At 44.7% G+C, this 23,258-nt stretch carries 21 protein-coding genes; 13 read left to right on the top strand and 8 right to left on the bottom strand.

Going from position 1 to position 23,258, the window contains the following annotated elements:
- Positions 1-9: 9 nt before the first annotated feature.
- Genes ACWB1W_RS01825 through prfB form a run of 3 tightly spaced genes read left to right on the top strand, consistent with a single transcriptional unit; the run spans position 10 to position 1,754 of the window.
- The gene (locus ACWB1W_RS01825) at positions 10-390 is read left to right on the top strand and encodes an ExbD/TolR family protein (protein WP_479369691.1); all 381 of its coding nucleotides are present in this window, start codon (positions 10-12) and stop codon (positions 388-390) included.
- Positions 391-400: 10 nt separating this feature from the next.
- Positions 401-607 (top strand): heavy-metal-associated domain-containing protein, encoded by a 207-nt coding sequence (locus ACWB1W_RS01830; RefSeq protein WP_479369692.1) that lies wholly within the window; start codon positions 401-403, stop codon positions 605-607.
- A gap of 40 nt (positions 608-647) precedes the next feature.
- On the top strand, positions 648-1,754 hold the full coding sequence (gene prfB, locus ACWB1W_RS01835) for a peptide chain release factor 2 (protein WP_479369693.1): 1,107 nt from the start codon (positions 648-650) through the stop codon (positions 1,752-1,754).
- Here the strand turns inward: prfB and ACWB1W_RS01840 are convergent, their stop codons facing one another.
- From ACWB1W_RS01840 to ACWB1W_RS01850, 3 genes are read right to left on the bottom strand one after another with little or no spacing between them, the layout of a single operon-like run.
- Positions 1,755-2,627: a hypothetical protein gene (locus ACWB1W_RS01840; RefSeq protein WP_479369694.1), complete on the bottom strand. Its 873-nt coding sequence runs from the start codon at positions 2,625-2,627 to the stop codon at positions 1,755-1,757.
- Between the two features lie 33 nt (positions 2,628-2,660).
- Complete coding sequence (locus tag ACWB1W_RS01845) at positions 2,661-4,256, bottom strand: CTP synthase (protein ID WP_479369695.1); 1,596 nt, start codon at positions 4,254-4,256, stop codon at positions 2,661-2,663.
- Between the two features lie 9 nt (positions 4,257-4,265).
- Positions 4,266-5,792, bottom strand: a complete 1,527-nt coding sequence (locus ACWB1W_RS01850) for an HDIG domain-containing metalloprotein (protein ID WP_479369696.1) — start codon at positions 5,790-5,792, stop codon at positions 4,266-4,268.
- Positions 5,793-5,938: 146 nt separating this feature from the next.
- Here ACWB1W_RS01850 and napA point away from each other — a divergent pair, with 146 nt between their 5' ends.
- The 9 genes from napA (at position 5,939) to ACWB1W_RS01895 (ending at position 14,931) form a co-directional block, all read left to right on the top strand.
- Positions 5,939-8,803 carry a nitrate reductase catalytic subunit NapA gene (gene napA / locus ACWB1W_RS01855; RefSeq protein ID WP_479369697.1) on the top strand — a complete coding sequence of 955 codons (2,865 nt, stop codon included), beginning with the start codon at positions 5,939-5,941 and terminating at the stop codon, positions 8,801-8,803.
- Between the two features lie 8 nt (positions 8,804-8,811).
- Positions 8,812-9,651, top strand: a complete 840-nt coding sequence (napG, locus tag ACWB1W_RS01860; protein WP_479369698.1) for a ferredoxin-type protein NapG — start codon at positions 8,812-8,814, stop codon at positions 9,649-9,651.
- Positions 9,644-10,516: a quinol dehydrogenase ferredoxin subunit NapH gene (napH, locus tag ACWB1W_RS01865; protein ID WP_479369699.1), complete on the top strand. Its 873-nt coding sequence runs from the start codon at positions 9,644-9,646 to the stop codon at positions 10,514-10,516. Before napG ends, napH begins: the two co-directional genes overlap by 8 nt.
- A complete protein-coding gene (locus ACWB1W_RS01870) occupies positions 10,506-11,039 on the top strand; it encodes a nitrate reductase cytochrome c-type subunit (protein WP_479369700.1) in 534 nt (177 codons plus the stop codon). Before napH ends, ACWB1W_RS01870 begins: the two co-directional genes overlap by 11 nt.
- Positions 11,036-12,043, top strand: coding sequence for a hypothetical protein (locus tag ACWB1W_RS01875; RefSeq protein WP_479369701.1), 1,008 nt, complete (start codon positions 11,036-11,038; stop codon positions 12,041-12,043). Before ACWB1W_RS01870 ends, ACWB1W_RS01875 begins: the two co-directional genes overlap by 4 nt.
- Positions 12,040-12,387 (top strand): chaperone NapD, encoded by a 348-nt coding sequence (locus ACWB1W_RS01880; protein WP_479369702.1) that lies wholly within the window; start codon positions 12,040-12,042, stop codon positions 12,385-12,387. The genes ACWB1W_RS01875 and ACWB1W_RS01880 overlap by 4 nt, the downstream gene beginning before the upstream one ends.
- A gap of 91 nt (positions 12,388-12,478) precedes the next feature.
- On the top strand, positions 12,479-13,159 hold the full coding sequence (locus ACWB1W_RS01885) for a c-type cytochrome (protein ID WP_479369703.1): 681 nt from the start codon (positions 12,479-12,481) through the stop codon (positions 13,157-13,159).
- Positions 13,160-13,177: 18 nt separating this feature from the next.
- A complete protein-coding gene (locus ACWB1W_RS01890) occupies positions 13,178-14,614 on the top strand; it encodes a cbb3-type cytochrome c oxidase subunit I (protein ID WP_479369704.1) in 1,437 nt (478 codons plus the stop codon).
- A complete protein-coding gene (locus ACWB1W_RS01895) occupies positions 14,611-14,931 on the top strand; it encodes a hypothetical protein (protein WP_479369705.1) in 321 nt (106 codons plus the stop codon). The genes ACWB1W_RS01890 and ACWB1W_RS01895 overlap by 4 nt, the downstream gene beginning before the upstream one ends.
- Here ACWB1W_RS01895 and ACWB1W_RS01900 read toward each other — a convergent pair.
- The 4 genes from ACWB1W_RS01900 to lpdA all read right to left on the bottom strand — a co-directional run bounded on the left by ACWB1W_RS01900 (position 14,928) and on the right by lpdA (position 19,810).
- A complete protein-coding gene (locus tag ACWB1W_RS01900; RefSeq protein ID WP_479369706.1) occupies positions 14,928-15,983 on the bottom strand; it encodes an AI-2E family transporter in 1,056 nt (351 codons plus the stop codon). The two genes, ACWB1W_RS01895 and ACWB1W_RS01900, sit on opposite strands and share 4 nt — an antisense overlap.
- A gap of 15 nt (positions 15,984-15,998) precedes the next feature.
- Complete coding sequence (locus ACWB1W_RS01905) at positions 15,999-17,219, bottom strand: cysteine desulfurase family protein (protein WP_479369707.1); 1,221 nt, start codon at positions 17,217-17,219, stop codon at positions 15,999-16,001.
- A gap of 68 nt (positions 17,220-17,287) precedes the next feature.
- Positions 17,288-18,382, bottom strand: coding sequence for an Mrp/NBP35 family ATP-binding protein (locus ACWB1W_RS01910; protein WP_479369708.1), 1,095 nt, complete (start codon positions 18,380-18,382; stop codon positions 17,288-17,290).
- A gap of 30 nt (positions 18,383-18,412) precedes the next feature.
- The gene (gene lpdA / locus ACWB1W_RS01915) at positions 18,413-19,810 is read right to left on the bottom strand and encodes a dihydrolipoyl dehydrogenase (RefSeq protein ID WP_479369709.1); all 1,398 of its coding nucleotides are present in this window, start codon (positions 19,808-19,810) and stop codon (positions 18,413-18,415) included.
- A gap of 52 nt (positions 19,811-19,862) precedes the next feature.
- On the opposite strand from lpdA, the gene ACWB1W_RS01920 reads away from it, so the two are divergent.
- A complete protein-coding gene (locus ACWB1W_RS01920) occupies positions 19,863-21,095 on the top strand; it encodes a folylpolyglutamate synthase/dihydrofolate synthase family protein (protein ID WP_479369710.1) in 1,233 nt (410 codons plus the stop codon).
- Here ACWB1W_RS01920 and ACWB1W_RS01925 read toward each other — a convergent pair.
- Positions 21,075-22,916 (bottom strand): SulP family inorganic anion transporter, encoded by a 1,842-nt coding sequence (locus ACWB1W_RS01925; RefSeq protein ID WP_479369711.1) that lies wholly within the window; start codon positions 22,914-22,916, stop codon positions 21,075-21,077. The genes ACWB1W_RS01920 and ACWB1W_RS01925 overlap by 21 nt on opposite strands.
- Positions 22,917-23,258 lie beyond the last annotated feature (342 nt).

Raw genomic sequence — 23,258 nt, forward strand, 5'->3', positions numbered from 1 at the left:
AACTTACTTATGGAAGAAAAAGAGTTCAGTGGAATAAACGTAATACCCTTGGTTGATATTATGCTCGTCCTCCTTACTATCGTTTTGACAACCGCTACGTTCATAGTTAGGGGTGATATTCCCGTTGAGGTTCCGAAAGCCGAAAGCGGGAAAGCAGTTCAAGAAAAAGGAGTTGTTATAACGATAACCTCTGAGGGTCTTATCTACTTCAACTCTCAAAGGGTATCGTATGAAGAGCTTAAGGAAAAACTGAGCGGTTTGAAAAATTCAATGCCCGTTGAGATAAGGGCTGACAGGTCCGCAAAGGTAGAAAGTCTCGTGAAGGTTCTTGACCTTTTGAACGGTCTCGGTTTTAAAAACGTCAGTTTAGCTGTGGAGAAATCTGCTTAAATTAATTCATATGAAAGAGGTTGAACTAAAGATAGAAGGTATGACATGTATGCACTGCGTAAACACCGTAAGGAAAGCTCTCCAAAATGTTGATGGTGTTTCCGAAGTTGAGGTATCCCTTGAGGAGAAAAAGGCAAGTGTAAAGCTTGAAAAGGAGGTATCATACGAAACTTTGAAAAGTGCTGTAGAGGAGTGGGGATATAAAGTGGTAGATTAATTGAAAATTATTCCTAATTGATACAAATTTAAAATTAGTTATGCTGGAACTTAAGGGTAGGATTTCGGAACTTAGAGAACGCTTTGAGGACGTAAAAAAGGTATTAAAACCTGAGAAGCTTAAAGAGGAACTGAAGAAACTTGATGAGAGAATGTCCGCTCCCGGCTTCTGGAATGACCAAGAAAAGGCAAAGGAGACTGTGCAGAGGAGAAAGTGGGTAGAGGAAACCCTTGAGAAGTTAGAGAAGCTTGAACACTCAATAAAAGACGTTGAAGAGCTCGGGGAAATTACACCCGAGGAGGATACGGAAACCTGGGCCATGATAGACGAAGAAGTAAACGCTATAGAGAAAGACTTAAAGGAACTTGAGCTCAAGACATACCTCTCTGGGGAGGTTGACCATAAAAACGCATACCTCACGATACAGGCGGGAGCAGGAGGAACAGAGGCCTGTGACTGGGCGGATATGCTCTTCAGAATGTATAAGAGGTGGGCGGAAAGAAAAGGTTTTGAGGTTGAGATAGTGGATATAACACCCGATGACGTTGCGGGAATAAAGAGTGTTACGATGCTCGTAAAGGGTCCTTACGCTTACGGATACCTGAAGGGTGAACAGGGAGTTCATAGACTCGTGAGGATTTCACCTTTTGACGCAAACGCAAGAAGGCATACTTCGTTCGCTGCGGTTTCGGTTATGCCCCAGATAGATGAAGAGATAAACATAGAGATAAAACCTGAGGACCTAAAGATAGAAACTTTCAGAGCTTCGGGTGCGGGCGGTCAATACGTTAACAAGACCGATACAGCGGTAAGGATAACCCATATACCCACGGGTATAACGGTAAGCTGTCAACAGGAAAGGTCCCAATACCAGAACAAGAAGAAGGCGCTTGAACTTTTAAAAGCAAAACTATACCAGCTTGAACTCCAAAAGCTTGAGGAGAAGAAGAAGCAGTATGAGGGAGAAAAGACGGATATAGGTTGGGGTCACCAGATAAGATCCTACGTTTTCCATCCCTACAAGCTCGTTAAGGACCTGAGAACGGGATACGAGACCGGAAACGTTGATGCGGTAATGGACGGTGAGATAGACGAGTTTATAGAGAGCTACCTTAAGTGGAAAAAACAGAAAGAAAAAAACAACTAATCAAGCTGTAAAAACAGCTTCCTTGCCCTCTTTATTTTCTTCAAACCCTTCAACCAACACGCTGAGCATCTTTGCAGCTTCAACCAAGGTGTAAGTTAACACCTCGTCCCTGAGCATAAAGGGAAAGGGAAACTCGTATATGACTTTTGCGTATCCCTTTTCAAGCTTTACGTTAACGCTTAGCGTTCCTCTATCAAAATCCTTTTCAACCTCGTTTGATATATCACTTGTGGGGATAACCTTTATACCCCTCAGGCTAAACTCTTTCTTTAAACCCGTTAAGTAGTCTCTCGGTTCCCTGCTTTCCCTGAGGAGCTTAAACACCTTTCTGAGGTTGTTAAACATCCTTCTTTCCCTTTCAAACCGCGAATACTCGTTTAAGAGAGTTTTGTAATCTTTCCTGAGTTTCAGTATCCTCCTTCTTTCTTTTTCTATCACGGTTGCATACTCAAAGTTATAGGAACTGAAGAAAACTCCGAGAAACAAAAGAAGGTGTGCGGTAAGAATAAGGGGTGAAGAAAAAAAGTAGTAAAAGGAAAGTCCGAAAGCCGATAGGGTAATTAGGAAGGCTACAGGAGGCTTTCTCCAGGAATATAGGGATATGAGTATATTTAAAACGTAAAGAGTCAAGAAACTTCCCGAAAGGAATATGAAGGCGGGAACTAAAACTACATCAGAAATAAGGGAGGTGAGTTTTAGGAACCTCGGTCTCGTGAATATATATATGTAAACGTTTGTGAGGAAGTAAGCCCCGAGGAGAAAGGCTGAGAGGTAATCTATATTCTTATAAGAAATTATTAGAAAGAGGGAGAGGTAAAGGGAAACGAAAAGCCGAGATACAAAGAATATATCTTTCTTAACTTGTTCCAACATTAATAAAAAAATACCTTAAAAACCTGAACTATGTTAACTTACGGTTTTTTTGTAATTCAGAGCTTCACCTATGAAGGATATGAAAAGCGGGTGGGGGTCAAAGGGCTTGCTCTTGAACTCGGGGTGAAACTGGCATCCCAGATACCACCTGTGGTTTTCAAGCTCCATTATCTCAACAAGTCTTCCATCGGGAGAAAGACCGGAAAAAATAACTCCTTTCTCCTCAAAGGGCTTTCTGTATTTATTGTTAAACTCATACCTGTGCCTGTGTCTTTCGTATACGATCCCCTTCTTGTAAATTCTGTGTGCGAGGGTTCCTTCTTTTATCTTACAAGGATAAGCTCCCAGTCTCATCGTTCCGCCGAGCTTATCTATATTCTTCTGTTCCTCCATTATGTCTATTACGGGGTGGGGTGTGTTTGGGTCAAACTCCGTTGAGTTTGCTCCTTCAAGTCCGAGGACGTTTCGTGCAAACTCTATAGCCATCAGTTGCATTCCGAGACATATACCGAAGGTAGGTATATTGTTCTCCCTTCCGAACTTTAGTGCTTCTATCTTCCCTTTTATTCCCCTTTCCCCGAAACCTCCCGGAACTATAATCCCGTGTATGTCCCTCTCAAGTTCTTTGACATCAAGAACTTCAGAGTTTTTCAAGATTACATTAACCTTAACCTTGTTCGCTATACCCCCGTGCAGAAGAGCCTCTATCACGCTTTTGTATGAGTCCCTGAGCTCTACGTATTTACCCACAAGGGCTATGTTCACCTCGTCGTTGGGATGCTTGAGTATGTTTACGACTTTCTTCCACCTTCCGAGGTTAACTTCCTTACGTTTTAAACCGAGTTTCTCGGTTATGATCCTGTCTATTCCCTGTTCTTTGAGTTTTAAGGGAACTTCGTAAGGGGACTCAAGGTCCGGTGCGGATATAACCGCATCCTCTTTTACGTTTGTAAACAACGCTATCTTTGACTTTATACCTTTAGGAATCTCTCTGTCAGAACGGCAGATTATTATATCGGGCTGTATACCTATGGCTCTTAACTCCTTTACCGAGTGCTGGGTGGGTTTTGTTTTTAACTCACCTACAGCCTTTATGTAAGGAACGTAAGTGAGATGAATAAATACGTAATTTCCGCTACCGAGCTCCAGGGAAAGCTGACGAACCGCCTCAAGGAAAGGAAGTCCCTCTATGTCCCCTACCGTTCCCCCTATTTCCACCAGGACTATATCGTTGTCTTTTTCAACCTTCCTTATGGACTCTTTTATCTCTTCGGTTATGTGAGGTATCACTTGAACGGTTGCACCGAGGTAGTCTCCCCTTCTTTCCTTATTTATAACGTTGTAGTATATCCTTCCCGCAGTTACGTTGTTATTCCTTGTCATTACCGCATTCGTGAACCTCTCGTAATGTCCGAGGTCAAGGTCTGTTTCCGCCCCGTCCTCTGTCACGTAAACCTCACCGTGCTGGTAGGGACTCATCGTTCCTGCATCAACATTTAGGTAGGGGTCAAGCTTCTGGAGGGTTATCTTGTATCCCATTTCTTCAAGAATCGTGGCAATTGAAGCAGAGGTTATACCCTTTCCCAAGGAGGACAGGACACCGCCCGTTACAAAGATGAATTTAGCCATGTATGAAAATTATAAATTCTTGAGTTCCTTGTATTTTCTTTTAACAAAGTTAACAGCTTCCTCCTTCGTTCTTACCTCTCCCTCTATCTGGGCGTCTATTAAGGCTTTTTTGAGCTCTCCTACGATTTTACCGGGCTTTATGCCCAGTATGTTCATTATCTCGTTTCCGTCAAGCAGGGGCTTTAAGGCGTTTTTATCGTATTCGTTTCTCTTAAAGCTCTCAAGCTCGGATATGGTCTCAAGGAGAGCCTTTACGTCTTCTTCCTTGTCCCCGCTGGCGTAAGCGTCCGCTATTGAAAGAAGGAATAAATGGGGTGCTATATCTTCGCACTCCCTCCAGAAGTTGGCCATACCCCTTCTCTTTAGCTCTCCCTTCTTGAAGGCTTCCCTAAGGTAAAAAGGTCTTAGATGGTATCTTACGAGCTTTGCTATGAACTCCGTTACCTCGTCTCCCCACCTTAGTTTTTCCCCTACCTCCCTTACTATATTTGCCCCGACCTTATCGTGCTCGTAAAAGGTTACCTTGCCATCCCTTATCTTAAAGGTGTAAGGTTTCCCTATGTCGTGAAATAGGGCTCCCCACTTTAGAAGCTCAACATCCGTAAACTCTCCGAGATAGCGTTTCCTTCCGAAATCTTTGAGAAGCTCACTGCTCAGATATCTTGCCCTTTCCTCAATTACCTTCTCAAGGAACTCAAGGGTTTTAAAGGTATGTTCATCCAAGGGATATATGTGGTGTTCTCCCTGGTTCTTTATCTCCTTCAGCCTTCCGAACTGGGGAATGATAGCCTGTAGAACCCCATATTCGTAAAGCTCCCTGAAAACTTTGTAAGATGTTTTCTCCTTCATTATCTTAAAGAGTTCGTGGGTTATCCTTTCGGGTGCGGACTTCATTACGAGTGATGGATTTTCCTTAACGAATGAGTAGAAGTCCTCCGTAAGCTGGAGGTTTTTCTCAACAGCTATCCTGAAACCTCTCAGTATCCTTACTGGGTCTTTCTTCAGATTTTCAAGGGATACCGGTCTCAAAAGTCCTTGCTCGAGGTCCTTTATGCCTCCCGTAGGGTCAAATACTATGGTTTGCTTTGCTCCTATGCTGAGGACGTCGTCAAGGTTAACAGCTATGGCGTTTGCGGTAAAGTCCCTTTCTTTAAGATCCTCAATTAGCGCTTTTTCAAGGTCCTTTCCCTTCAGAGGAGAGAAGTCAAAACGATACCTGTAGGGAGGTAGGTGTAAAACAACTGTTGCTATTACAGGTCTCTTTATGAGAAATCCCTTTTTCTCAAATACGAAAAAGTGTCCCCCTATTCTTTGTGCAAGTTTCTTGGCAACCTCAACGGGGTCCGCGGTTGTTAAAAAGTCAACGTCTATGTTGTAACCTACGGGTTCCCCCAGTATCCTGTCCCTCACCCATCCGCCTACTATAAAGCAGTAATCCTCCCTCGGAAGAACCTTTGCAACGTCATCAAAGTAAGAGAGATAAAAGTTAAGCCCGTGGAGTGTGTGTTTTCCCGAAGAGACTATTTCTATATCCATGAAAGATAAATATATCTTTTCTTCTCCGTAATGTTCAGTAGAGTACTCACCTTAAAAACTTCATAAAAATTGATTTATAACTCAATTTAACATAAAATTTAGTTATATGAGAAACGTCAGGTGATTTTGGTCAGTGGAGGTGGAAGATGAAGCAGGATAAAAGCGTTCAGGTGAGCAGAAGGGAGTTTTTAAAGCTCACCGCAGCGGTTACCGCTGCAACCGCTGTCGGAATTCCCGTTCCCGAAGAGGTTATGGCTGCCGCGGGAGAAGCCCAGAGCGGGTGGCAGTGGGATAAGGCGGTATGCCGTTTTTGCGGAACCGGATGCGGGATAATGGTAGCTACGAAGAACGATAGAATAGTTGCGGTAAAAGGAGATCCACTTAACCCCGTAAACAGGGGACTTAACTGTATAAAGGGATACTTTACCGCAAAGATAATGTACGGTGAAGACAGACTAACGAAGCCCCTTCTCAGGGTAAACGAGAAAGGGGAGTTTGACAAGAAAGGGAAGTTCAGGCCGGTAAGCTGGCAAAAGGCTTATGAGGTTATGGTGAAGAAGTTTAAAGAAGCCTATAACGAGCTCGGACCGGAAGGTGTGGCAATATTCGCGTCCGGGCAGTACACGGTTATGGAGGGATATGCGGCCGCAAAGCTTATGAAAGCGGGTTTCCGCTCCAACAACATAGACCCCAACGCAAGGCACTGTATGGCATCCGCGGTTGCGGCATTCATACAAACCTTCGGTATAGACGAGCCCGCAGGATGTTATGACGACATAGAACTTACTGACACCTTTGTGGTTTGGGGTTCAAATATGGCGGAGATGCACCCGGTCCTATGGGCAAGGGTTCTTGACAGGAAGCTCTCGGACCCCGAAAGGGTTAGGATAGTTGTCCTCTCAACTTTCAGGCATATGACTATGGACGGAGCGGACATAGACATAGTTTTCAAGCCCCAGACAGACCTACTCATACAGAACTACATACTCAGGGAGATAGTCTATAACCATCCCGAGGCAATAGACTGGGACTTCGTAAACAATTACTGTGCCTTCGTGACCGGATACATAGATATAGGCTACGGCATGAGGGACAACCCCGACCATCCTAAATACAGCAAAAAGGAAAAGGAAACGATGATAAAAGAAGTTGTAAAGGTAATTTCAAAGGATGAGGCAAAAGCCCTCAGTGTTTACGGCCTGAAAGAAGGCGACAAGCTTGAGATGAAACACAGAAAACAGGCGGGCAAACACTGGTTAATAACCTTTGAGGAGTTCAAGGAAGCCTTGGAGCCCTACACTCTTGACTACGTCGCGGAGGTTGCAAAGGGAGACCCAGACGAACCCCTTGAGGAGTTCAAGAAGAAATTAAAAACCCTTGCGGAGCTCTACATAGAGAAGGGAAGGAAGGTTGTTTCCTTCTGGACTATGGGATTTAACCAACACACAAGGGGAACGTGGGTAAACGAACAGGTTTACGCAATACACCTTCTTCTGGGTAAGCACGCAAAGCCCGGAAGCGGAGCATTCAGCCTGACGGGACAACCCTCCGCATGCGGAACGGCAAGGGAAGTTGGAACCTTCTCCCACAGGCTCCCCGCGGATATGGTTGTCTTTAATCCGAAACACAGGGAGATAGCGGAAAAGATATGGAAGATTCCCAAGGGAACTATAAATCCAAAGGTTGGTTCAGACATAGTCCAGATAATGAGGGATTTGGAAGACGGAAAGATTAAATGGGCTTGGGTTCACGTCTGCAATCCGTGGCAAGATACCGCAAACGCAAACCACTGGATAAAAGCAGCGAGGGAGATGGATAACTTCATAGTGGTCTCGGAAGCTTATCCGGGAATATCCGCAAAGGTAGCGGACCTGATACTTCCCTCCGCGATGATATACGAAAAGTGGGGAGCTTATGGAAACTCCGAAAGGAGAACCCAGCACTGGAGACAACAGGTTACACCTCCCGGTGAAGCTATGCCGGACGAGTGGCAGATTATAGAGTTCTCAAAGTTCTTTAAACTGAAAGAAGTCTGGAAGGAATGGAAATTAAGGGACGGAACGGTTCTCCCGAACGTCCTTGAGGAAGCGAAGAAGATGGGATATGACCCCGAAATGACTTTATACGACGTTCTATTCTCCGAAGAGGCCTTCAAGAGAACAATACCCCACGTTGACCTGAGGTGGCCCCAACCCGTAGCTTACAACCCGGAAACCGGAAAGCTGCACCCCAACACGACCGCAGCAGGGGATGGAAGAAAGGTTATAGGTGTAGATGGAAAACCCTGGAAGGGATACGGATTCTTTGTTCAGAAGGCTCTGTGGGAAGAATACAGGCTATTCGGTCTGGGACACGGGCACGACCTTGCGGACTTTGACACCTACCACAAGGTGAGAGGGCTGAGGTGGCCGGTTGTTGACGGAAAAGAAACACCCTGGAGGTTTAACGCAAAGTATGACCCTTACGCAAGAAAATATGGAAAAGGAAAAGAGTTTGCCTTTTACGGTCCCGCGTTAAAGAAGATACCCAAAGGAACACTGCCAAAACTTGAGAACGGAGAGTGGAAAGTTGAGTTCGGAGAACTCGTTGACCTTACCAACAAGGCAAAGATATTCTTCAGGCCCTACATGGAGCCCCCGGAAGTTCCCGACGAAAAATACCCCTTCTGGCTTTGTACGGGAAGAGTTCTTGAACACTGGCACTCGGGAACTATGACCATGAGGGTCCCCGAACTTTACAGGGCTATGCCGGAAGCTTTCTGCTACATGCACCCGGAAGATGCTAAGAAGCTCGGTGTGAAGGATGGAGACCTTGTATGGATTGAGTCAAGAAGGGGAAGGGTAAAGGCAAGGGTATCAACCCGTGGTAGAAACATGCCTCCTAAGGGACTCGTATTCGTCCCGTGGTTTGACGAAAGGGTTTACATCAACAAGGTAACCCTTGACGCCAGATGTCCTATATCAAAACAGACCGACTACAAGAAGTGTGCTGTAAAGATTTACCCCGTGTGAGGTAAGCTATGACAGATAAAAAACCCGACTCCAAACGCAGGAAGCTCCTTGTGGGCTTCCTGCAGGGCTTTGGATTTTCCTTAATAGGAGGTGTCGTTTGGTCTGCTATAGTTTACGAGAACAAAGGTGACCCTTTGGTCCTCAGACCGCCCGGAGCCCATAAGGAGGAGGAGTTTTTAAAAAAGTGTATAAAGTGCGGGCTTTGCGTTGTTGCCTGTGCAAACAGGGATAACGTTCCCAGAGATAAAAGGGGAAATAAACTCGTAACGCTCAGGCTGGCTACACCCGGGGACGGAAAACCCTTAGGAACTCCTTACTTTATTCCCCGAGAAGTCCCCTGTTATATGTGCGAAGACGTTCCCTGCACCTATGCCTGCCCAACAAAAGCCCTTGATACAGAACTTCTGAAAAATGAAAAAGGAGAAGTGGACGTAAGCAAGGCGAGAATGGGGGTTGCGGTAATAGACTACCACAGCTGTATAGCCTACTGGGGACTCCAGTGCGATGCCTGTATAAGGGCATGTCCCCTTATGCATAAGGCGATATACGCCGACCTAAGAAGGAATAAGAGGACAGGAAAACACGCAATGCTCGTTCCCGTTGTTGACCCTGACTACTGCACCGGTTGTGGTTTGTGTGAGCACGCGTGCCCCACAGATAAAGCCGCCATATACGTTCTCCCGAGGGATATAGCTCTCGGAAAGATAGGAAAGCACTACGTAAGGGGATGGATGGAAAATGAGGAAAACGTTGAGGAAAAGATAAAAGAAAGGGAAAAAGAACTAAAAGGCTGGCACCCAAAGAGTCCCGAAGAATACTTGAATACGGAGGACCTTCTGAATGAGTAGCACAGCCCTTTTAAGAAAGGAAGAGGAAAGAGAAAAGGCGTTTCTCCTGAGGTATAGATATCTCATCCTCAGGAGGGTATCCCAGCTTACTATAATCGGACTTTACCTCGGCGGAAACTACCTCGGATGGAAGATTCTTCAGGGAAACCTGAGCACATCAAAGCTCTTTGAGGTAATTCCCCTTTCGGACCCTTACGCTGTTCTCCAGATGTTTCTTGCGGGAACGCTTGTAGGAACTGACGTGATAATCGGAGCGGTAATAATAGCGATATTTTACGGACTGATAGCCGGTAGGGCCTTCTGCAGTTGGGTGTGCCCCGTTAACATATTTACGGACATAGCGAACTGGCTCAGGGTAAAGACAGGACTTCACAGGGAAGAAAAAAGAATTCCCTTCCCCCGTAATGTAAGATACTGGTTTCTCGTTTTGGGACTTTTGCTTTCTCCCATTCTCGGTGTTCCCGCATTTGAGTTTATCAGTCCGGTATCAATAACCCATAGGGGAATTATTTTCGGTATGGGGCTGGGGTGGAGCGTTATACTTGCAATATTTCTCTTTGATCTCTTCGTCGTTAAGAACGGGTGGTGCGGGCACGTCTGTCCCCTCGGGGCTTTTTACTCCCTCCTTTCAAAGCCGGCTTCCCTTGTAAGGGTAGGATACGACCTTAAGAAATGCACCGAGTGTATGGAGTGTAAAAGGGTGTGTCCCGAGGTTCAGGTCCTCTGGATGATAGGAAAGGAGAACAAGCCCGTTCTTTCCGGAGAATGCACCAATTGCGGGAGGTGTATAGACGTATGCCCCGAGGAAGCCCTTTTCTACACCCTTAGGTTTAAAAAGTCGGGAGGTGATAAAGATGCGTCTTAAAAAGTTTGCTTACCTGGTTCTTGCTTCTTCCTTGGTTCTCTTTGCGAAGGAGGCTATTTCTCCCAAGGAGCTCGGAATAAGGAAAGGACCCGTTGAAAAGGAAGTAGTAAACCCCCCAAAGGTAGAGTATCCGAAATCTCCCCCCGGAGCTTCCAAGAAGTTCCGGAGGGCTTACGAGAACGCACCTCCTCAGATACCCCACAGTATAGAAGGAATGTTTCCCATTACTCTCAAGAACAACGCTTGTCTCAGCTGTCATATGCCCGATGTCGCTAAACAGATAGGAGCAACACCCCTTCCGCCCACCCACTTTATAGACTTTTACCATCTTCCCGAAGGAAAGGTTCTTAAACTGAGTGATATTGATAAAGCACGGTGGAACTGTCTCCTATGCCACAGACCGCAGGCAAACGTAAAACCCGTGGTAAAGAACTTGTTTAAGCCCGAGTACAGGGTTCCACAAGCCAAAGAAAGATCAAGACTTCACGAAGTAATCTTTGAAGGAACGGGTAAAGGAAAATGATACTTCTCCTCCTTATTCCCCTTCTAGTTTTTTCCCTAAGCGTTAAGCTTGAAGGAGCTATAACCGATATAGCGGTTTACAAGGGAAAAATAGCAGTTGGAACCGAAGCGGGAAAGCTATACATACTTTCGGATAACTTAAAAGTGCTTTCTGAAGTTGAGTTCCCCGAGTTTACCGACTTTATGGGAGAGAAACAAAAACCCAAAGTATTTAGCGTGGACTTCTACAACGGTAAGGTTCTTGCCGTATGTGAAGACAACCTCGGAAAGAGCACCGTTTACCTGTATGAAAATAACCGTTTGAGACCTATCTTGAAGCTAACAGACGCCAGAAAGGCTATGTTTTACAAAGAACATGATATTATTGTCGGAACCATATCAAACGAGGTATGGAGATACAACCTAAAGGAGGGGAAAACCCTTTACAGGTATCTCGTATTCAGGTTCGTTTTTTCGGACTTTGATATGAACGAAGAAAGAAACCTGATAGCCTGGGGGGATGAATCGGGAAAAGTCTTCTTTATAAACCCGGAGAACGGAAAGTTAATAGGCGTTGCCACCGAAGGAAATAAGGACAAGATTTTTAAAGTAAACTTTGCGAGGAATAAGGTAATCTCAGGAGGAAGAGACAAAAAAACGGTTATCTATGACTTGGGACAAAAGGTAAGAAGTAAGGAAACATGGAGGAAAAAGCTTGATGCCCCCTCCCTACTCAAGAACTTGAAAACCCCTTTCATAAACAGAAAGCTTGAATTTATACTCTTTCCCGAAAAAGTTTTTGAAACGGACTTTATGGTTTTTGCAGTAGCCCTATCTCCCGGAGAGCATTATGCGGCCTACACCCCCGACGACAGGGGAACGATCAGAATCGTTAGGCTTTCTGATTTCTATAAGCTTTCCCTGGACACCGGTTGCTTTATAAACACCCTTGAGTTTATAAGCGAGGATAAGCTCGCTGTCGGATGTGTAAACGGAAATCTAAAAATTCTGGAGGTGAAAAGATGAATATATCAAGCGTAGTTGTAAGGTGCAAGCCTGAAAATTTAAAGGAGGTTCTTGAATCCCTTGAGAACTCAGGAATGTGCGACGTTTACTTTTACGACGATACGGGAAAGATAGTCGTGGTCATAGAGGCGGAAGACGTAAAAGAAGAGGTATTTAAGATGAAGGCTATTCAGAGCCTTCCTAAGGTTCTTTCAGCAGAGCTCATATTCTCTTACAGCGATGAATGGGCAAAGGCGAAAGAATACCTAGACAGGAGTAAGGAACGGGTTCCCGATATACTGAACGACGATAAGGTAAAGGCGGAAGACATAAAGTATCAGGGGAGGGTGCCCAAGTGGGTTTAAACCCTCTTTTTATCAAGTTTTATGAGTTATTTATTAAAAACTTGTCTTTTTGTGAATAAACGCTTACTTTCATAATTAGGAGGGGTGAAAAATGAAGTTCGGTTGGCTTGAGGTTACCGTTGCAACCCTTTTCTTAACCATAGTTCTCGGAGCTGTATGGACCCGCGGAAGGAACTGGCTTGACCCAGAGTTCTGGAAGCGCTACGCCATAGTAGGCTCTTCCATCATGTTCCTAACCCTTATAATCCTCACCTTTGACACACTATCAAAGGTAAAGATGGGAAGTGACAGGGTTCCACCACCTACGGTAATTAACTACAAAATTGACTACAAGTTTGACCCGGAAAAGGGATACTACAAGCCCGTAATAGGTCCAGAAAAGGAGCTTTTATTCGGAAAGGAGTATACGGAACAGGAGGCTGAGGAACTCATAGTCAAAGGGAAATTAGTCATTCAAAGCAGGGCCTGTATGGACTGTCATACCTTCCTCGGAAACGGAGCTTATTACGCTCCTGACCTTACAAAGGCATGGTTAGACCCCAAGTGGGAAAAGATAATGATTCCCGCAACTCAGTCAAAAACTAAGGAAGAGGCTATGGTTAAGTTCCTTATGCATCCCGATAAATACGCAACTTGGACCAGGAGGATGCCCAATCTCGGGCTTGACGAAGAAGAGGCGAAGGCGGTTGTTGCATACCTCAAGTGGATGGCCGCAATAAACACGAACGGTTTTCCGGACCACTTTGGTGAGTCAAAGCTTGTGAAGTTCTGATAAAGGGAGGTGTAAGCTATGGAGAAGCTTTTGACGAGACTTTGGGGAGACATCTCAGGTCTTCCCGAAGGTAAAAAAATAGCCCTTATGTACTGGACCGTTGCTATAGTCCTTTTCGGCGCTCAGCTCCTCTTTGGTGTTATAGCCGCCTACCAGTATATTAACCCGGACTTCCTTTACACGGTAATGCCCTTCAACATAACGAGAATTCTTCACATAAACGCTATGGTCGTTTGGCTCATAATGGGATTCATAGGCGGAATTTATTGGCTCCTTCCCGATGAAACCGGTAGGGACGTAGTCGGTGCAAAGCTCGGGAGGATAGGTTTTTACCTGCTCACGGGAGCGGTAGGAATAGTGGTTCTTGTTTACATACTCGTTCAGATAGGAAAGGGAAACTTCTTTACAATGTGGTTTATTAACGAGGGAAGGGAATACATAGAAGCCCCCAGATGGGCTGACCTCGGTATAGTTGCGGTAATGGGCATAATCTATTACAACGTTCTTGCAACCGTTTTAAAAGCAAGGAAGATAACGGGGCTCTTGGGTGTTCTACTTATAGACCTCATAGCTCTTGCGGGTTTATACGTAGCGGGTATGTTCTTCACACCAAACATAACAGTGGACCAGTTTTTCTGGTGGTGGGTTGTTCACCTCTGGGTTGAGGCAACCTGGGAAGTTCTCGTAGGAGTCCTTATGGGATGGGCTTTAATGCACGTCTTGGGAACACCGAGAAAAATAATAGAGGGATGGTTATACCTTGAAGTTCTCCTCGTATTTGGAACGGGAATTCTCGGACTCGGGCACCACTACTACTGGATCGGAACTCCCGAATACTGGCTCGGTATAGGAGGATTTTTCTCCTCGTTAGAACCTCTGCCTCTGGTTGCTATGATTGTTCACGCGGTTTACGACGCGGGCGTTCATAAGCTCCAAGCGGTAAACAGACCTGCACTCTTTTTCATCTTTCTCCAAGCTTTCGGAAACTTCTTCGGTGCAGGGGTTTGGGGATTTATGCACACCCTACCCCAGATTAACCTCTACTCCCACGGGACCCAGATGGCACCCTCCCATGGGCACCTTGCGTTCTTCGGAGCTTACGTTGCAACTAACCTTGTTCTAATGTATATAGCCCTACAGTACATCAGGGCGCCGCATGGTCCCATACTTGACAGCAAGCTATGGCGTATAGCATATATAGGGATGATTACTACAATGGTTGGAATGGTCGGAGCCCTATTAGTTGCCGGATTTGCTCAAACATTCTTTGAAAGAGCTGTAGGAGGTGCCACCTGGCAGGACTTCATAGTGACTCAGATGCACCCCTGGGTTAGAATTCCTATGTACTGGAGACTCGGCTTTGGAATATTATTTTTCCTCTTCTACTTCGTTCTGGTCTACGACATGCTTACTATAGGAAGAAGATCTGAGGCTACGGAGGTGAAACCGGCATGATAAAGAATCCCTTTGAAGTGCTTTTTGTTCTCGGCGCCGGCTTCTTTTACATACTCTTTGCCGGAGCCTATGCTTTTTCTTATACCGTATTTAAGATGAGCGGAAAGAACCTCTACAAGCAATTAATGTTTGCATTTTTGGCAGGTATGCTTTACACATCGTACATTCTTACCACAAACGGTATATTTGACCCCTTCTGGAAGTGGCTAATAACCATAGCTACCCTCGTTTACATCTTTATACCCTTCGGAATGTGGAAAGTAGTTCTAAAGATAGAGGAACACGAAAAGGAACTAAAGAGGAAGGGAGAATCCTAATCACCCAGCACCCGCCTTTTGTATATCTTCGTCGACACGAGAAGTGTAGTGAGAATTATCGGGCCCAAGAATATACCTATAAACCCGAACTTTATAAGCCCTCCTATTGTGGCAAAGAATAGAGCTACGTAGGGAAGTTTTATACCTTGTTTCATTACGAGGGGTCTTACTATGTTGTCCATAGTTGAGATGAATAAAGTTCCGAAGATGAGGAGCGTAATGCCTTCTTTTATTCCTTTCGTAGCAAAAAGATAAATATCCATCGGAATCCATATAAAAGCTGCACCAAAGGGAGGAATAAACGCGGCAAGAAAAGTAAGAATACTCCATATTAAAGCGAAGTTCACACCCACAAGGGAGTAACCTATAAAACTCATAATAGCTTGAGCTACGGCAGTTCCTACGGTTCCGTAAATGACTGCGAGAACCGTTTTATATATAGTTTTTAGAATTACCTCAAGGTCTTCCTCCTTCATAGGAATGAGCTTTAGCGCTTCATGGAGAATTTTATTTCCTTCCCTTAGTATGAAGAAAAGGGTAAGGAGGAATACAAAAGCGTTAAACAGTCCCGTGCCCGCGGTGTAGACGTAATTCCTGAGTTTATCCCCTATGAAGGTTATAATTGTATTCACAGTGTTTAAAACTGCCCTTCTGAACTCTTCACTCTGAATGTAATCAATAATGGGTTCCATGGTTTCCCTGTTGTTCTTAATGTAGGGGTGTTCCTTTATTATGTTTACGTAGTCGTTGATACTGTGGCTCTGGATGAAGTTTATAACCTTCACCGAGAAAAGGATTATCTGTTGAGTTGTAACAAAAGCTATTATTGTAAGGGGAATTAGAACTACGAAAAACACCAGGGCGGTTAAAAGTAATGAGGAAAGTGTATCGTTTTTTAATTTCTTTCTGAGTATACCGTGGAGGGGGTATATAACTATTCCAAAAACTATAGCCCAGAGTATAGGTTTAACGAAGGAAGAAATTGTATATAAAAACAGAACGAGTAAAGAAAGAAAGAAAAAAAGGTATACGAAGAAGTGTATACCGGCCACCTATTTTATTTTATCCTATCCCCTTGACTTTACGTATTTTTCCCAATTTTCGGGGTTGAAGGGAGAAACTTCCCTTAACCAGTTAATTACCTTCGGAAACTCCTCAAGTATGTAGTCAACATCCTCTTCCGTATTTTCTCTACCGAAGGAGAACACAACAGAACCGTTAGAAACTTCCTTAGGAACTCCTATAGCACTGAGAACGTGAGACTGCTTAAGTGCGAGTGATACACAAGCAGAACCGGAAGCGGTTTCTATACCCATAAGGTCAAGTCTGAGGAGCATAGCTTCTCCTTCAACGAAGTGAACAATTATTGAGAGGTGGTGAGGTAGTCTTTGTGTGGGGTGTCCGGTAAACTCTATGTAGTCAACTTTTTCCTCAAGACCCTTTCTCAGTTTATCTCTGTAATGGGAAAGTCTCTTCATTCTGTCGTCAAGCTCTTTCATTGCGAGTTCAGCAGCCGCACCGAAACCGACAATACCCGGAACATTCTCCGTTCCCGCTCTTACTCCTCTTTCCTGCGTTCCCCCCTCTATAAGGGGCTTTACCTTAACACCCTTTCTGGTCCAGAGAGCTCCTACACCTTTTGGACCATACATAAGGTGAGCGGTGAATGATGCCGCGTCTACACCCCAATCCTTAACATCAACAGGATAATGTCCGAGGCTCGGAGCTGCATCCGTGTGGAATATAACCTTGGGGTTCTTCTCCTTTGCAGCCTTTACAAGTTCCTTTATGTTCTGTATCGTTCCTATTTCCCTGTTTGAGTGACCTATGGAAACTAAGACCGTGTCCTCTCTTACCGCTTCCCTTACCTGTTCCGGGTCTATTAATCCGTATTTATCGGGCTTAAGATAGGTAACTTCCCATCCTTCTCTCTCAAGGGTCTTACAAGGGTGGAGTATGGAGTGGTGCTCTATCTCGGTTGTTACTATATGTCTTCCCCTTCTCTGGTATGCCTTTGCTATACCCTTTATCGCAAGGTTATTAGCCTCTATACCGCCCGAGGTGAAAATTATTTCCTCGGGAATGTTCGCGTTTATGAGCTGGGCAACCTGTTCCCTTGCCCTTTCTATAGCCTTTTTAGCATCTTGGCCAAAGCTGTGAAGAGATGTAGGATTCCCGAATATCTCTCTGAAGTAGGGTAGCATAGCCTCAAGAACTTCTTCCGCAACCGGCGTAGTAGCTATATGGTCTGCATAAACTACCCTCTTTCCCGCTTTCGTTTTAAACATCCCTTTACCTCCTTACTATTCTCTTAATGATATGCCTACCTTCAGTAAAAACCTTGATAAAGATTCACTTAAGCCCCTTGGTGAACCACCTGTGCGAGAACTTTCGCTATGCTTATGAAGGCCTTTGCCACTTCGGAATCAGGGTGAGATACAACTATGGGCTCGCCTTTATCTGACTTTTCCGCAACTTCGGGGTCTATGGGTATGGATCCGAGTATCTTTAAGTTATAAGTGCTTGCGAACTCAGCAACTTTTCCTTTCCCGAATATGTAATACTTCTGCTTATCGCTCGGACATATGAAGTAAGCCATATTTTCAATAACACCCAGAACGGGGATGTTAACCTCCCGGAACATAGAAACCGCTTTCCTCACGTCCGCAAGTGCAACATCTTGGGGAGTAGTTACGACAACCGCTCCGGTCATCTCAACGTTCTGGGCGAGTGTTATCTGAACATCTCCTGTTCCCGGGGGTAGGTCCATTATTAGGTAGTCAAGGTTTCCCCATTTGGTGCTAAAGAGAAACTCGGTTATAGCTTTCATGAGCATGGGACCTCTCCAGATTATGGGGGTGTCTTCGGAGGGAAGCATAAAGCCTATGGAGAGAACCTTTATACCGTATTTCTCTATCGGAACAAGTCTCTGGAACTGGTCAACGGTAACCCTTTCACCTTTTAGGCCGAAAAGTGTTGGAACGCTGGGTCCGTAAACATCCGCATCAAGGAGGCCGACCTTATATCCGAGCTTTGCGAGTGCCAGAGCCAGGTTCGCAGCAACCGTTGATTTACCCACTCCTCCCTTACCACTTCCTACAGCTACTATATGCTTCACTCCGGGAACCTGTTTTCTCGTAAACATAGGCTGCTGGGGTTGGGGCGGATGCTGAGGCTGACCTTGGGGTGGTGCCTGCTTTACGGGAATTTGAGTCGCTTGAGGCTTTGAAAACTTTATATCAACCTTCTGAACATCGGGAATTTCACTCAGAACTTCTATAGCCTTGGCCCTTATAACATCTTCAAGCCCTTCCTTGGGAGGCTCCATAACTATTGTGAGAACGTTCCCGCTCATCTTTATGTCCTTAACAAGTTGAGCGAGATTCTTATCTATACCCACATCTTGTAGGGTTTCCTTCTTCAGAGCTTCTATGATATCCTGAACTGCCATCTCTTTACCTCCGTTTTTAAATTTAGTTCTTTACCTTCTCTTTACCCAGGATATAGGTCCGTAATAAATCTCGGAAGAAGCGATTCCTATATTCTCCGAAAGGGATGGGTGGGAATACATGGTCTTTGAGGCAAACTCAACGGTCTTTGCGTCCTTTATCATGTGAACAACTTGGTGGATCAGCTCTCCCGCATGGGGACCAACTATGTGGCATCCGAGTATTTCTCCGGTCTCGTCGTCCGCCACTATCCTGACGAAACCCTCGTTCTCCCCGTCGTCCATAGCCTTGGGGTTTGAGACAAAGGATGCAACTCCCACCCTTACTTCTATGTCTTCGTCTTCCGCTTGCTCTTCCGTGAGTCCGACGGATGCAACCTCAAGGGCTGAGTATATGATCTTTGGAATAATTCTGTCGTTCTTCTTCCAGTCTCTTTCCCCGAGCATATGGGCTACCGCTATCTTTCCTTCATACATTGATTTGTGAGCGAGCATGAGGGGAGAGGTTATATCACCACACGCGTAGATGTTCGGAACATTTGTCTGTGAATACTCGTTAGTCTTTACAAATCCTCTCTCGTCAAGCTCAACACCTACTTCCTCAAGACCTATTCCCTTTGTGTTGGGTTTCCTTCCAACACCGAGGAGGATAAAGTCCGCCTCAACTTCTGTCCCGTCGGTGAGTTTTGCCTTCACACCACCGTTCTTCTTTTCCCAGCTCTCAACGGATGTTCTCGTTCTTATATCAACCCCCAGTTCCCTTAGCTTCCTTGCGAGATACCTCCCGCTGTCTTCCGGAATATCGGGAGAGGGAAGTAGTCTGTCCTTAATCTCTACAAGAACGACATCACTTCCGTATTTTCTGAATATATATGCGAACTCAACACCTACCGCACCGCCGCCTACTATTAAGACTTTTTTCGGTATATAGTCTATATCCCATATCTGGTCTGTATCTACAACATACTTTCCGTCAGGAACGAGGTTTCCTATTGAGGTGGGAGAAGAACCCGTTGCAACGAGTATATACTTAGCTTTTAGCTCTTTTTCCGCACCTTCTACGAAAACCGTATTGGGGTCCTTAAGAACCCCTCTTCCGTAGTATATAGGAATTCTTAACTGCTGGGCAAACTTCTTAAAGTTCTCCCTTATTGTTACGACTACGTCGTCCCTTCCCTCTTTGAGTTTCTTATAGTCAAGGTCGTAACCTTTTGGAATTATCCCGTATCTCTCCATCTTCTCAAACTTGTCAAGCAGGTAAGCCCCGTGCCTCATATACTTTGAAGGAATACAACCCCTGTTTAAACAGTTTCCACCGACGGTTTCCGGTGAGAGCTCAACGAATGCAACCTTCATTCCTCTTCTGAAGGCGTAAAGTCCCGCTTCGTATCCTCCGCTTCCCGCACCGAGTATTATCAAGTCGTATTCCATTCCCTTACCTCCGAAAGGGCTTTGTTTCTAATTGTATCCTTAAAATACTCTTATGGCTATCTTATGGGAGTTATACAGTGGAAGGGACTTTGACGTTAAACCTACTCTTGAGAGGATAAAGAAAGCCTGTGAGTTTATCGGAAATCCTCAGAAAAACTATCCCGCAATTCTTGTGGGCGGAACAAACGGAAAAGGCTCAACCTGTGCCTTTACGGAAAGAATACTTAGGGAGCACGGTTACAAAACGGGGTGGTTCGTCTCCCCTCACTTAATGAGTGAAAACGAAAGATGGAGGATTAACGGAAAGGAAATAGAAGAAGAGCGACTCAGATACTACGTTAAAGAGCTTAATAAAGTTTTTGAAAAGTTTAACCTTACATACTTTGAGGCTGCAACTCTCATAGCGGTTAAGTTCTTTGAGGACGAAAAGGTAGACGTTGGAGTGTTTGAGGTGGGAATGGGGGGCAGGTGGGACGCTACAAAGGTGGTAAATGCTGAAGTGATAGGTATAACGAACGTAGAAAGGGACCACACCAAGTGGCTGGGCGGTAGCGTTGAAGAGATAGCCCTTGAGAAGCTCCAGCTGTATAGGGAAGGAAAGCCTTTAGTTCTCGGAACCGCTCGTTATCCCCTATACACTAAGGCTTTGGAGCTTGGCTTTAAGGGCCTATTCGTTGCAGGTATTGACTATGAGTATTCCGGTAATGTTTCAGGTTCAAGAACATTTCTTGAAAACTACTTCTCCGAAAAGTTTTCTATAAGTAGAGTCGGGTTATCCCTATGGGGCAAGTGGCAGATAGATAACGCTTCCACTGCATTAACCCTTTGTTCCCTTTTTACGAAACTTAAGGAAGATAAAGTGAAAAAGGCCCTCTCGGAAACAATCTGGGAAGGAAGGATGGAGGTTTTAAGGGAAAATCCTCTACTTATGGTTGATGCTTCCCATAATCCTTATGCGGTTGCGAAGGTTATCAAGGAAGTTAAAAAACACTTTCCGAGTATAAATCTTGCATTCTCAAGCTTAAAGGGAAAGGAGTGGGAACTGAGTCTTAGAATTATAAAGAATTACTTTGATGAAATATACATACTTCCGATAGATTACTACAGGGCGGAAAAGCCCGAGAATATTGAGTCTTTTGCAGAAAGTATCGGGCTGAGAACAAAAAGGTTAAGTCCTGAGGAAATAGTAGACAGAAAAGAGGATATCCTCGTAATAGGTTCTATATACCTAATAAGTGATGTAAAAAAGATTTTTAAAAGGCCGTCAAGCGACATTTCGCTTTAGTTCTTCAACTTTTCTTTTTAGCTCTTCTGCTTTTTCCGGGGTCTTCACCGTGAAGCACTCATCAAACACGGCGTAGGGACAGTGGTCCCTGCAGTATTCGTGGTCAAGGCGCTTGAAGAGCTCACCTATTGCTTCACCTTTTGCGTTAAACACAAGTTCATGGTTAACCACTTTGTCAAAACCTGCATTCTCAAGAATGGGATACACATCACAACCTATATTTGCAAAAGCTACTTCTACATCCTTATTTCTGAGGTCTTTAACGAGCCTTACTATCGTCTGAGCCCCTGTTGCATCAACGTAGTTCACCGCTTCCATATCAATGAGAACGAACTTTAAGGGTCTCCCGTTAAAGAGGGTATCCTCAACCTTCCCCAGTATGTAGTCGTAAACGTATTGGGCGTTTCCAAAGTATATTGACATGTTCGGTCTTATAAACATTATCTGAGGACATTCGGGTAGTCCTTTTTTCTCAGCGTTAACGAACGTTCTCGTAACCGGGTCCCTGGTTAGTGTAACTATGCGGGGATACATAGTCTTGTAAACAAAACTACCCAATGATAAAAGAACACCGAGGGTTATGGCGACCCATAAATCCATGAAGAATACCGAGGCAAAAGTGAGCCCTGCAACTACTCCGTCAATCTTGTTTATCTTGTAAAGCTTGATAATGTCCTGAGGTCTTATTAAGTTTATAACAGCTGAGAGGACTATTGAAGCAAGCGTAGCTTTGGGAAGATAATAAAAGGCAGGTGCAAGGAGGAATAAAGTAAGTCCAACAAGTAGTCCCGATATTACGCTCGCAAGGGGTGTAACAGCCCCGAGGGTGTAGTTTAGAGAAGAACGGGAAAAGGACCCACCTGCGGGAAAACCTTTAAAGAAAGAGACTGCAACGTTTGCAAGTCCTTGGCCTATTAGCTCTTGGTTAGGGTCCCACTTGTCCCCCACCCTTACCGCAAGGGTTTTAGCTATAGCCACAGCTTCTATTAGACCGAAGAAGGCTACTACGAAAGCACCTCCCCACATCTTACTCATTGTTGCAAAGTCAAGGGGCGGTGGCTCGGGATTCGGAAGACCTTGAGGGACTTCACCGACTATGGCAACACCGAAGTTGTATAGCTTGAACTGATAAACAATAAGCGAGGTAACTATAACCGCTATCAGTGCACCGGGAATGTATACGCTAATCTTCCTTGATATCCATATTAGGAAATATGCAAGTATACCTATACCGAGCGTGTAGGGATTTGTCATTTCTAGCTTACTTATTAGGTCAACAACTACGTCAAATATGTGCGTTGAACGTTCTATCTTGTATCCGAAGAGATGTCCGAACTGAGAAAGGGCTATCACCATAGCACCTGCAGCGGTAAATCCGATAACGACACTGTTTGATATGAGGTCAACTATAAAACCCAGTTTAAATAAACCTACCGTCAGTCTTATCAGACCAACCATTAAGGCAAGGAGGGACATATACTTAATCCATTCGGGAGTTTGGGGTTCAAGACCTATACCGTATAAAACTGAAGCTGAAAGTAGACAGGTCATAGCAACGGGACCTGTATTCAGATACCTTGAACTTCCGAAAATAGCAGCTACGATTGTCGCTATAAAAGCTACGTATAGCCCGTGAATGGGGGGCATCCCGGCAAGCATTGCGTAAGCCATGGACTGGGGAACGTAAACCGCCGCTACGGTAATACCGGCAATGAGGTCCCTTATGAACTTACTTTTGTCATAGTGTTTAAACCACATTATAAAGGGGAACTTAAGACTGAAAGATACGGTAATGGCCGGAACCTCCTCAGCTTTTTTCATAGTGTAAGTTATTTTAAATGAACCCTTACGTTAATCATATATAAGAAATTCTTAATATACTCATTACACTAGTTAATTGGAAACAAAGTGTTTATGGGGCAGGCAAGCAAAAGGTTTAAGCAGGGGAACGAACAGTTTCAACAGCCGTACACGTCTCTTGGAAAGGGGTTAAAACCGGAAAGGTTTAGAGGAGTTATTGATGCTTAAATGGTGTACTACTCCGATAAGTTCCTTAAAGTTTTGAACGTTTTCCTCTTTCATAAAATTCTTAATTCCTTCAATAACCTTAAGGGGTGCAAGGGGGTCGTAAAAGTTTGCAGTTCCTACCTGAATCGCACTCGC

The sequence above is a fragment of the Aquifex sp. genome, from assembly GCF_056494385.1.

Bases quoted from the DNA above. Each gene is read 5' to 3' on its own strand.
- ACWB1W_RS01825 (WP_479369691.1), top strand. From the start codon at position 10: ATGGAAGAAAAAGAGTTCAGTGGAATAAACGTAATACCCTTGGTTGAT.
- ACWB1W_RS01830 (WP_479369692.1), top strand. From the start codon at position 401: ATGAAAGAGGTTGAACTAAAGATAGAAGGTATGACATGTATGCACTGC.
- prfB (WP_479369693.1), top strand. From the start codon at position 648: ATGCTGGAACTTAAGGGTAGGATTTCGGAACTTAGAGAACGCTTTGAG.
- ACWB1W_RS01840 (WP_479369694.1), bottom strand. From the start codon at position 2,627: ATGTTGGAACAAGTTAAGAAAGATATATTCTTTGTATCTCGGCTTTTC.
- ACWB1W_RS01845 (WP_479369695.1), bottom strand. From the start codon at position 4,256: ATGGCTAAATTCATCTTTGTAACGGGCGGTGTCCTGTCCTCCTTGGGA.
- ACWB1W_RS01850 (WP_479369696.1), bottom strand. From the start codon at position 5,792: ATGGATATAGAAATAGTCTCTTCGGGAAAACACACACTCCACGGGCTT.
- napA (WP_479369697.1), top strand. From the start codon at position 5,939: ATGAAGCAGGATAAAAGCGTTCAGGTGAGCAGAAGGGAGTTTTTAAAG.
- napG (WP_479369698.1), top strand. From the start codon at position 8,812: ATGACAGATAAAAAACCCGACTCCAAACGCAGGAAGCTCCTTGTGGGC.
- napH (WP_479369699.1), top strand. From the start codon at position 9,644: ATGAGTAGCACAGCCCTTTTAAGAAAGGAAGAGGAAAGAGAAAAGGCG.
- ACWB1W_RS01870 (WP_479369700.1), top strand. From the start codon at position 10,506: ATGCGTCTTAAAAAGTTTGCTTACCTGGTTCTTGCTTCTTCCTTGGTT.
- ACWB1W_RS01875 (WP_479369701.1), top strand. From the start codon at position 11,036: ATGATACTTCTCCTCCTTATTCCCCTTCTAGTTTTTTCCCTAAGCGTT.
- ACWB1W_RS01880 (WP_479369702.1), top strand. From the start codon at position 12,040: ATGAATATATCAAGCGTAGTTGTAAGGTGCAAGCCTGAAAATTTAAAG.
- ACWB1W_RS01885 (WP_479369703.1), top strand. From the start codon at position 12,479: ATGAAGTTCGGTTGGCTTGAGGTTACCGTTGCAACCCTTTTCTTAACC.
- ACWB1W_RS01890 (WP_479369704.1), top strand. From the start codon at position 13,178: ATGGAGAAGCTTTTGACGAGACTTTGGGGAGACATCTCAGGTCTTCCC.
- ACWB1W_RS01895 (WP_479369705.1), top strand. From the start codon at position 14,611: ATGATAAAGAATCCCTTTGAAGTGCTTTTTGTTCTCGGCGCCGGCTTC.
- ACWB1W_RS01905 (WP_479369707.1), bottom strand. From the start codon at position 17,219: ATGTTTAAAACGAAAGCGGGAAAGAGGGTAGTTTATGCAGACCATATA.
- ACWB1W_RS01910 (WP_479369708.1), bottom strand. From the start codon at position 18,382: ATGGCAGTTCAGGATATCATAGAAGCTCTGAAGAAGGAAACCCTACAA.
- lpdA (WP_479369709.1), bottom strand. From the start codon at position 19,810: ATGGAATACGACTTGATAATACTCGGTGCGGGAAGCGGAGGATACGAA.
- ACWB1W_RS01920 (WP_479369710.1), top strand. From the start codon at position 19,863: ATGGCTATCTTATGGGAGTTATACAGTGGAAGGGACTTTGACGTTAAA.
- ACWB1W_RS01925 (WP_479369711.1), bottom strand. From the start codon at position 22,916: ATGAAAAAAGCTGAGGAGGTTCCGGCCATTACCGTATCTTTCAGTCTT.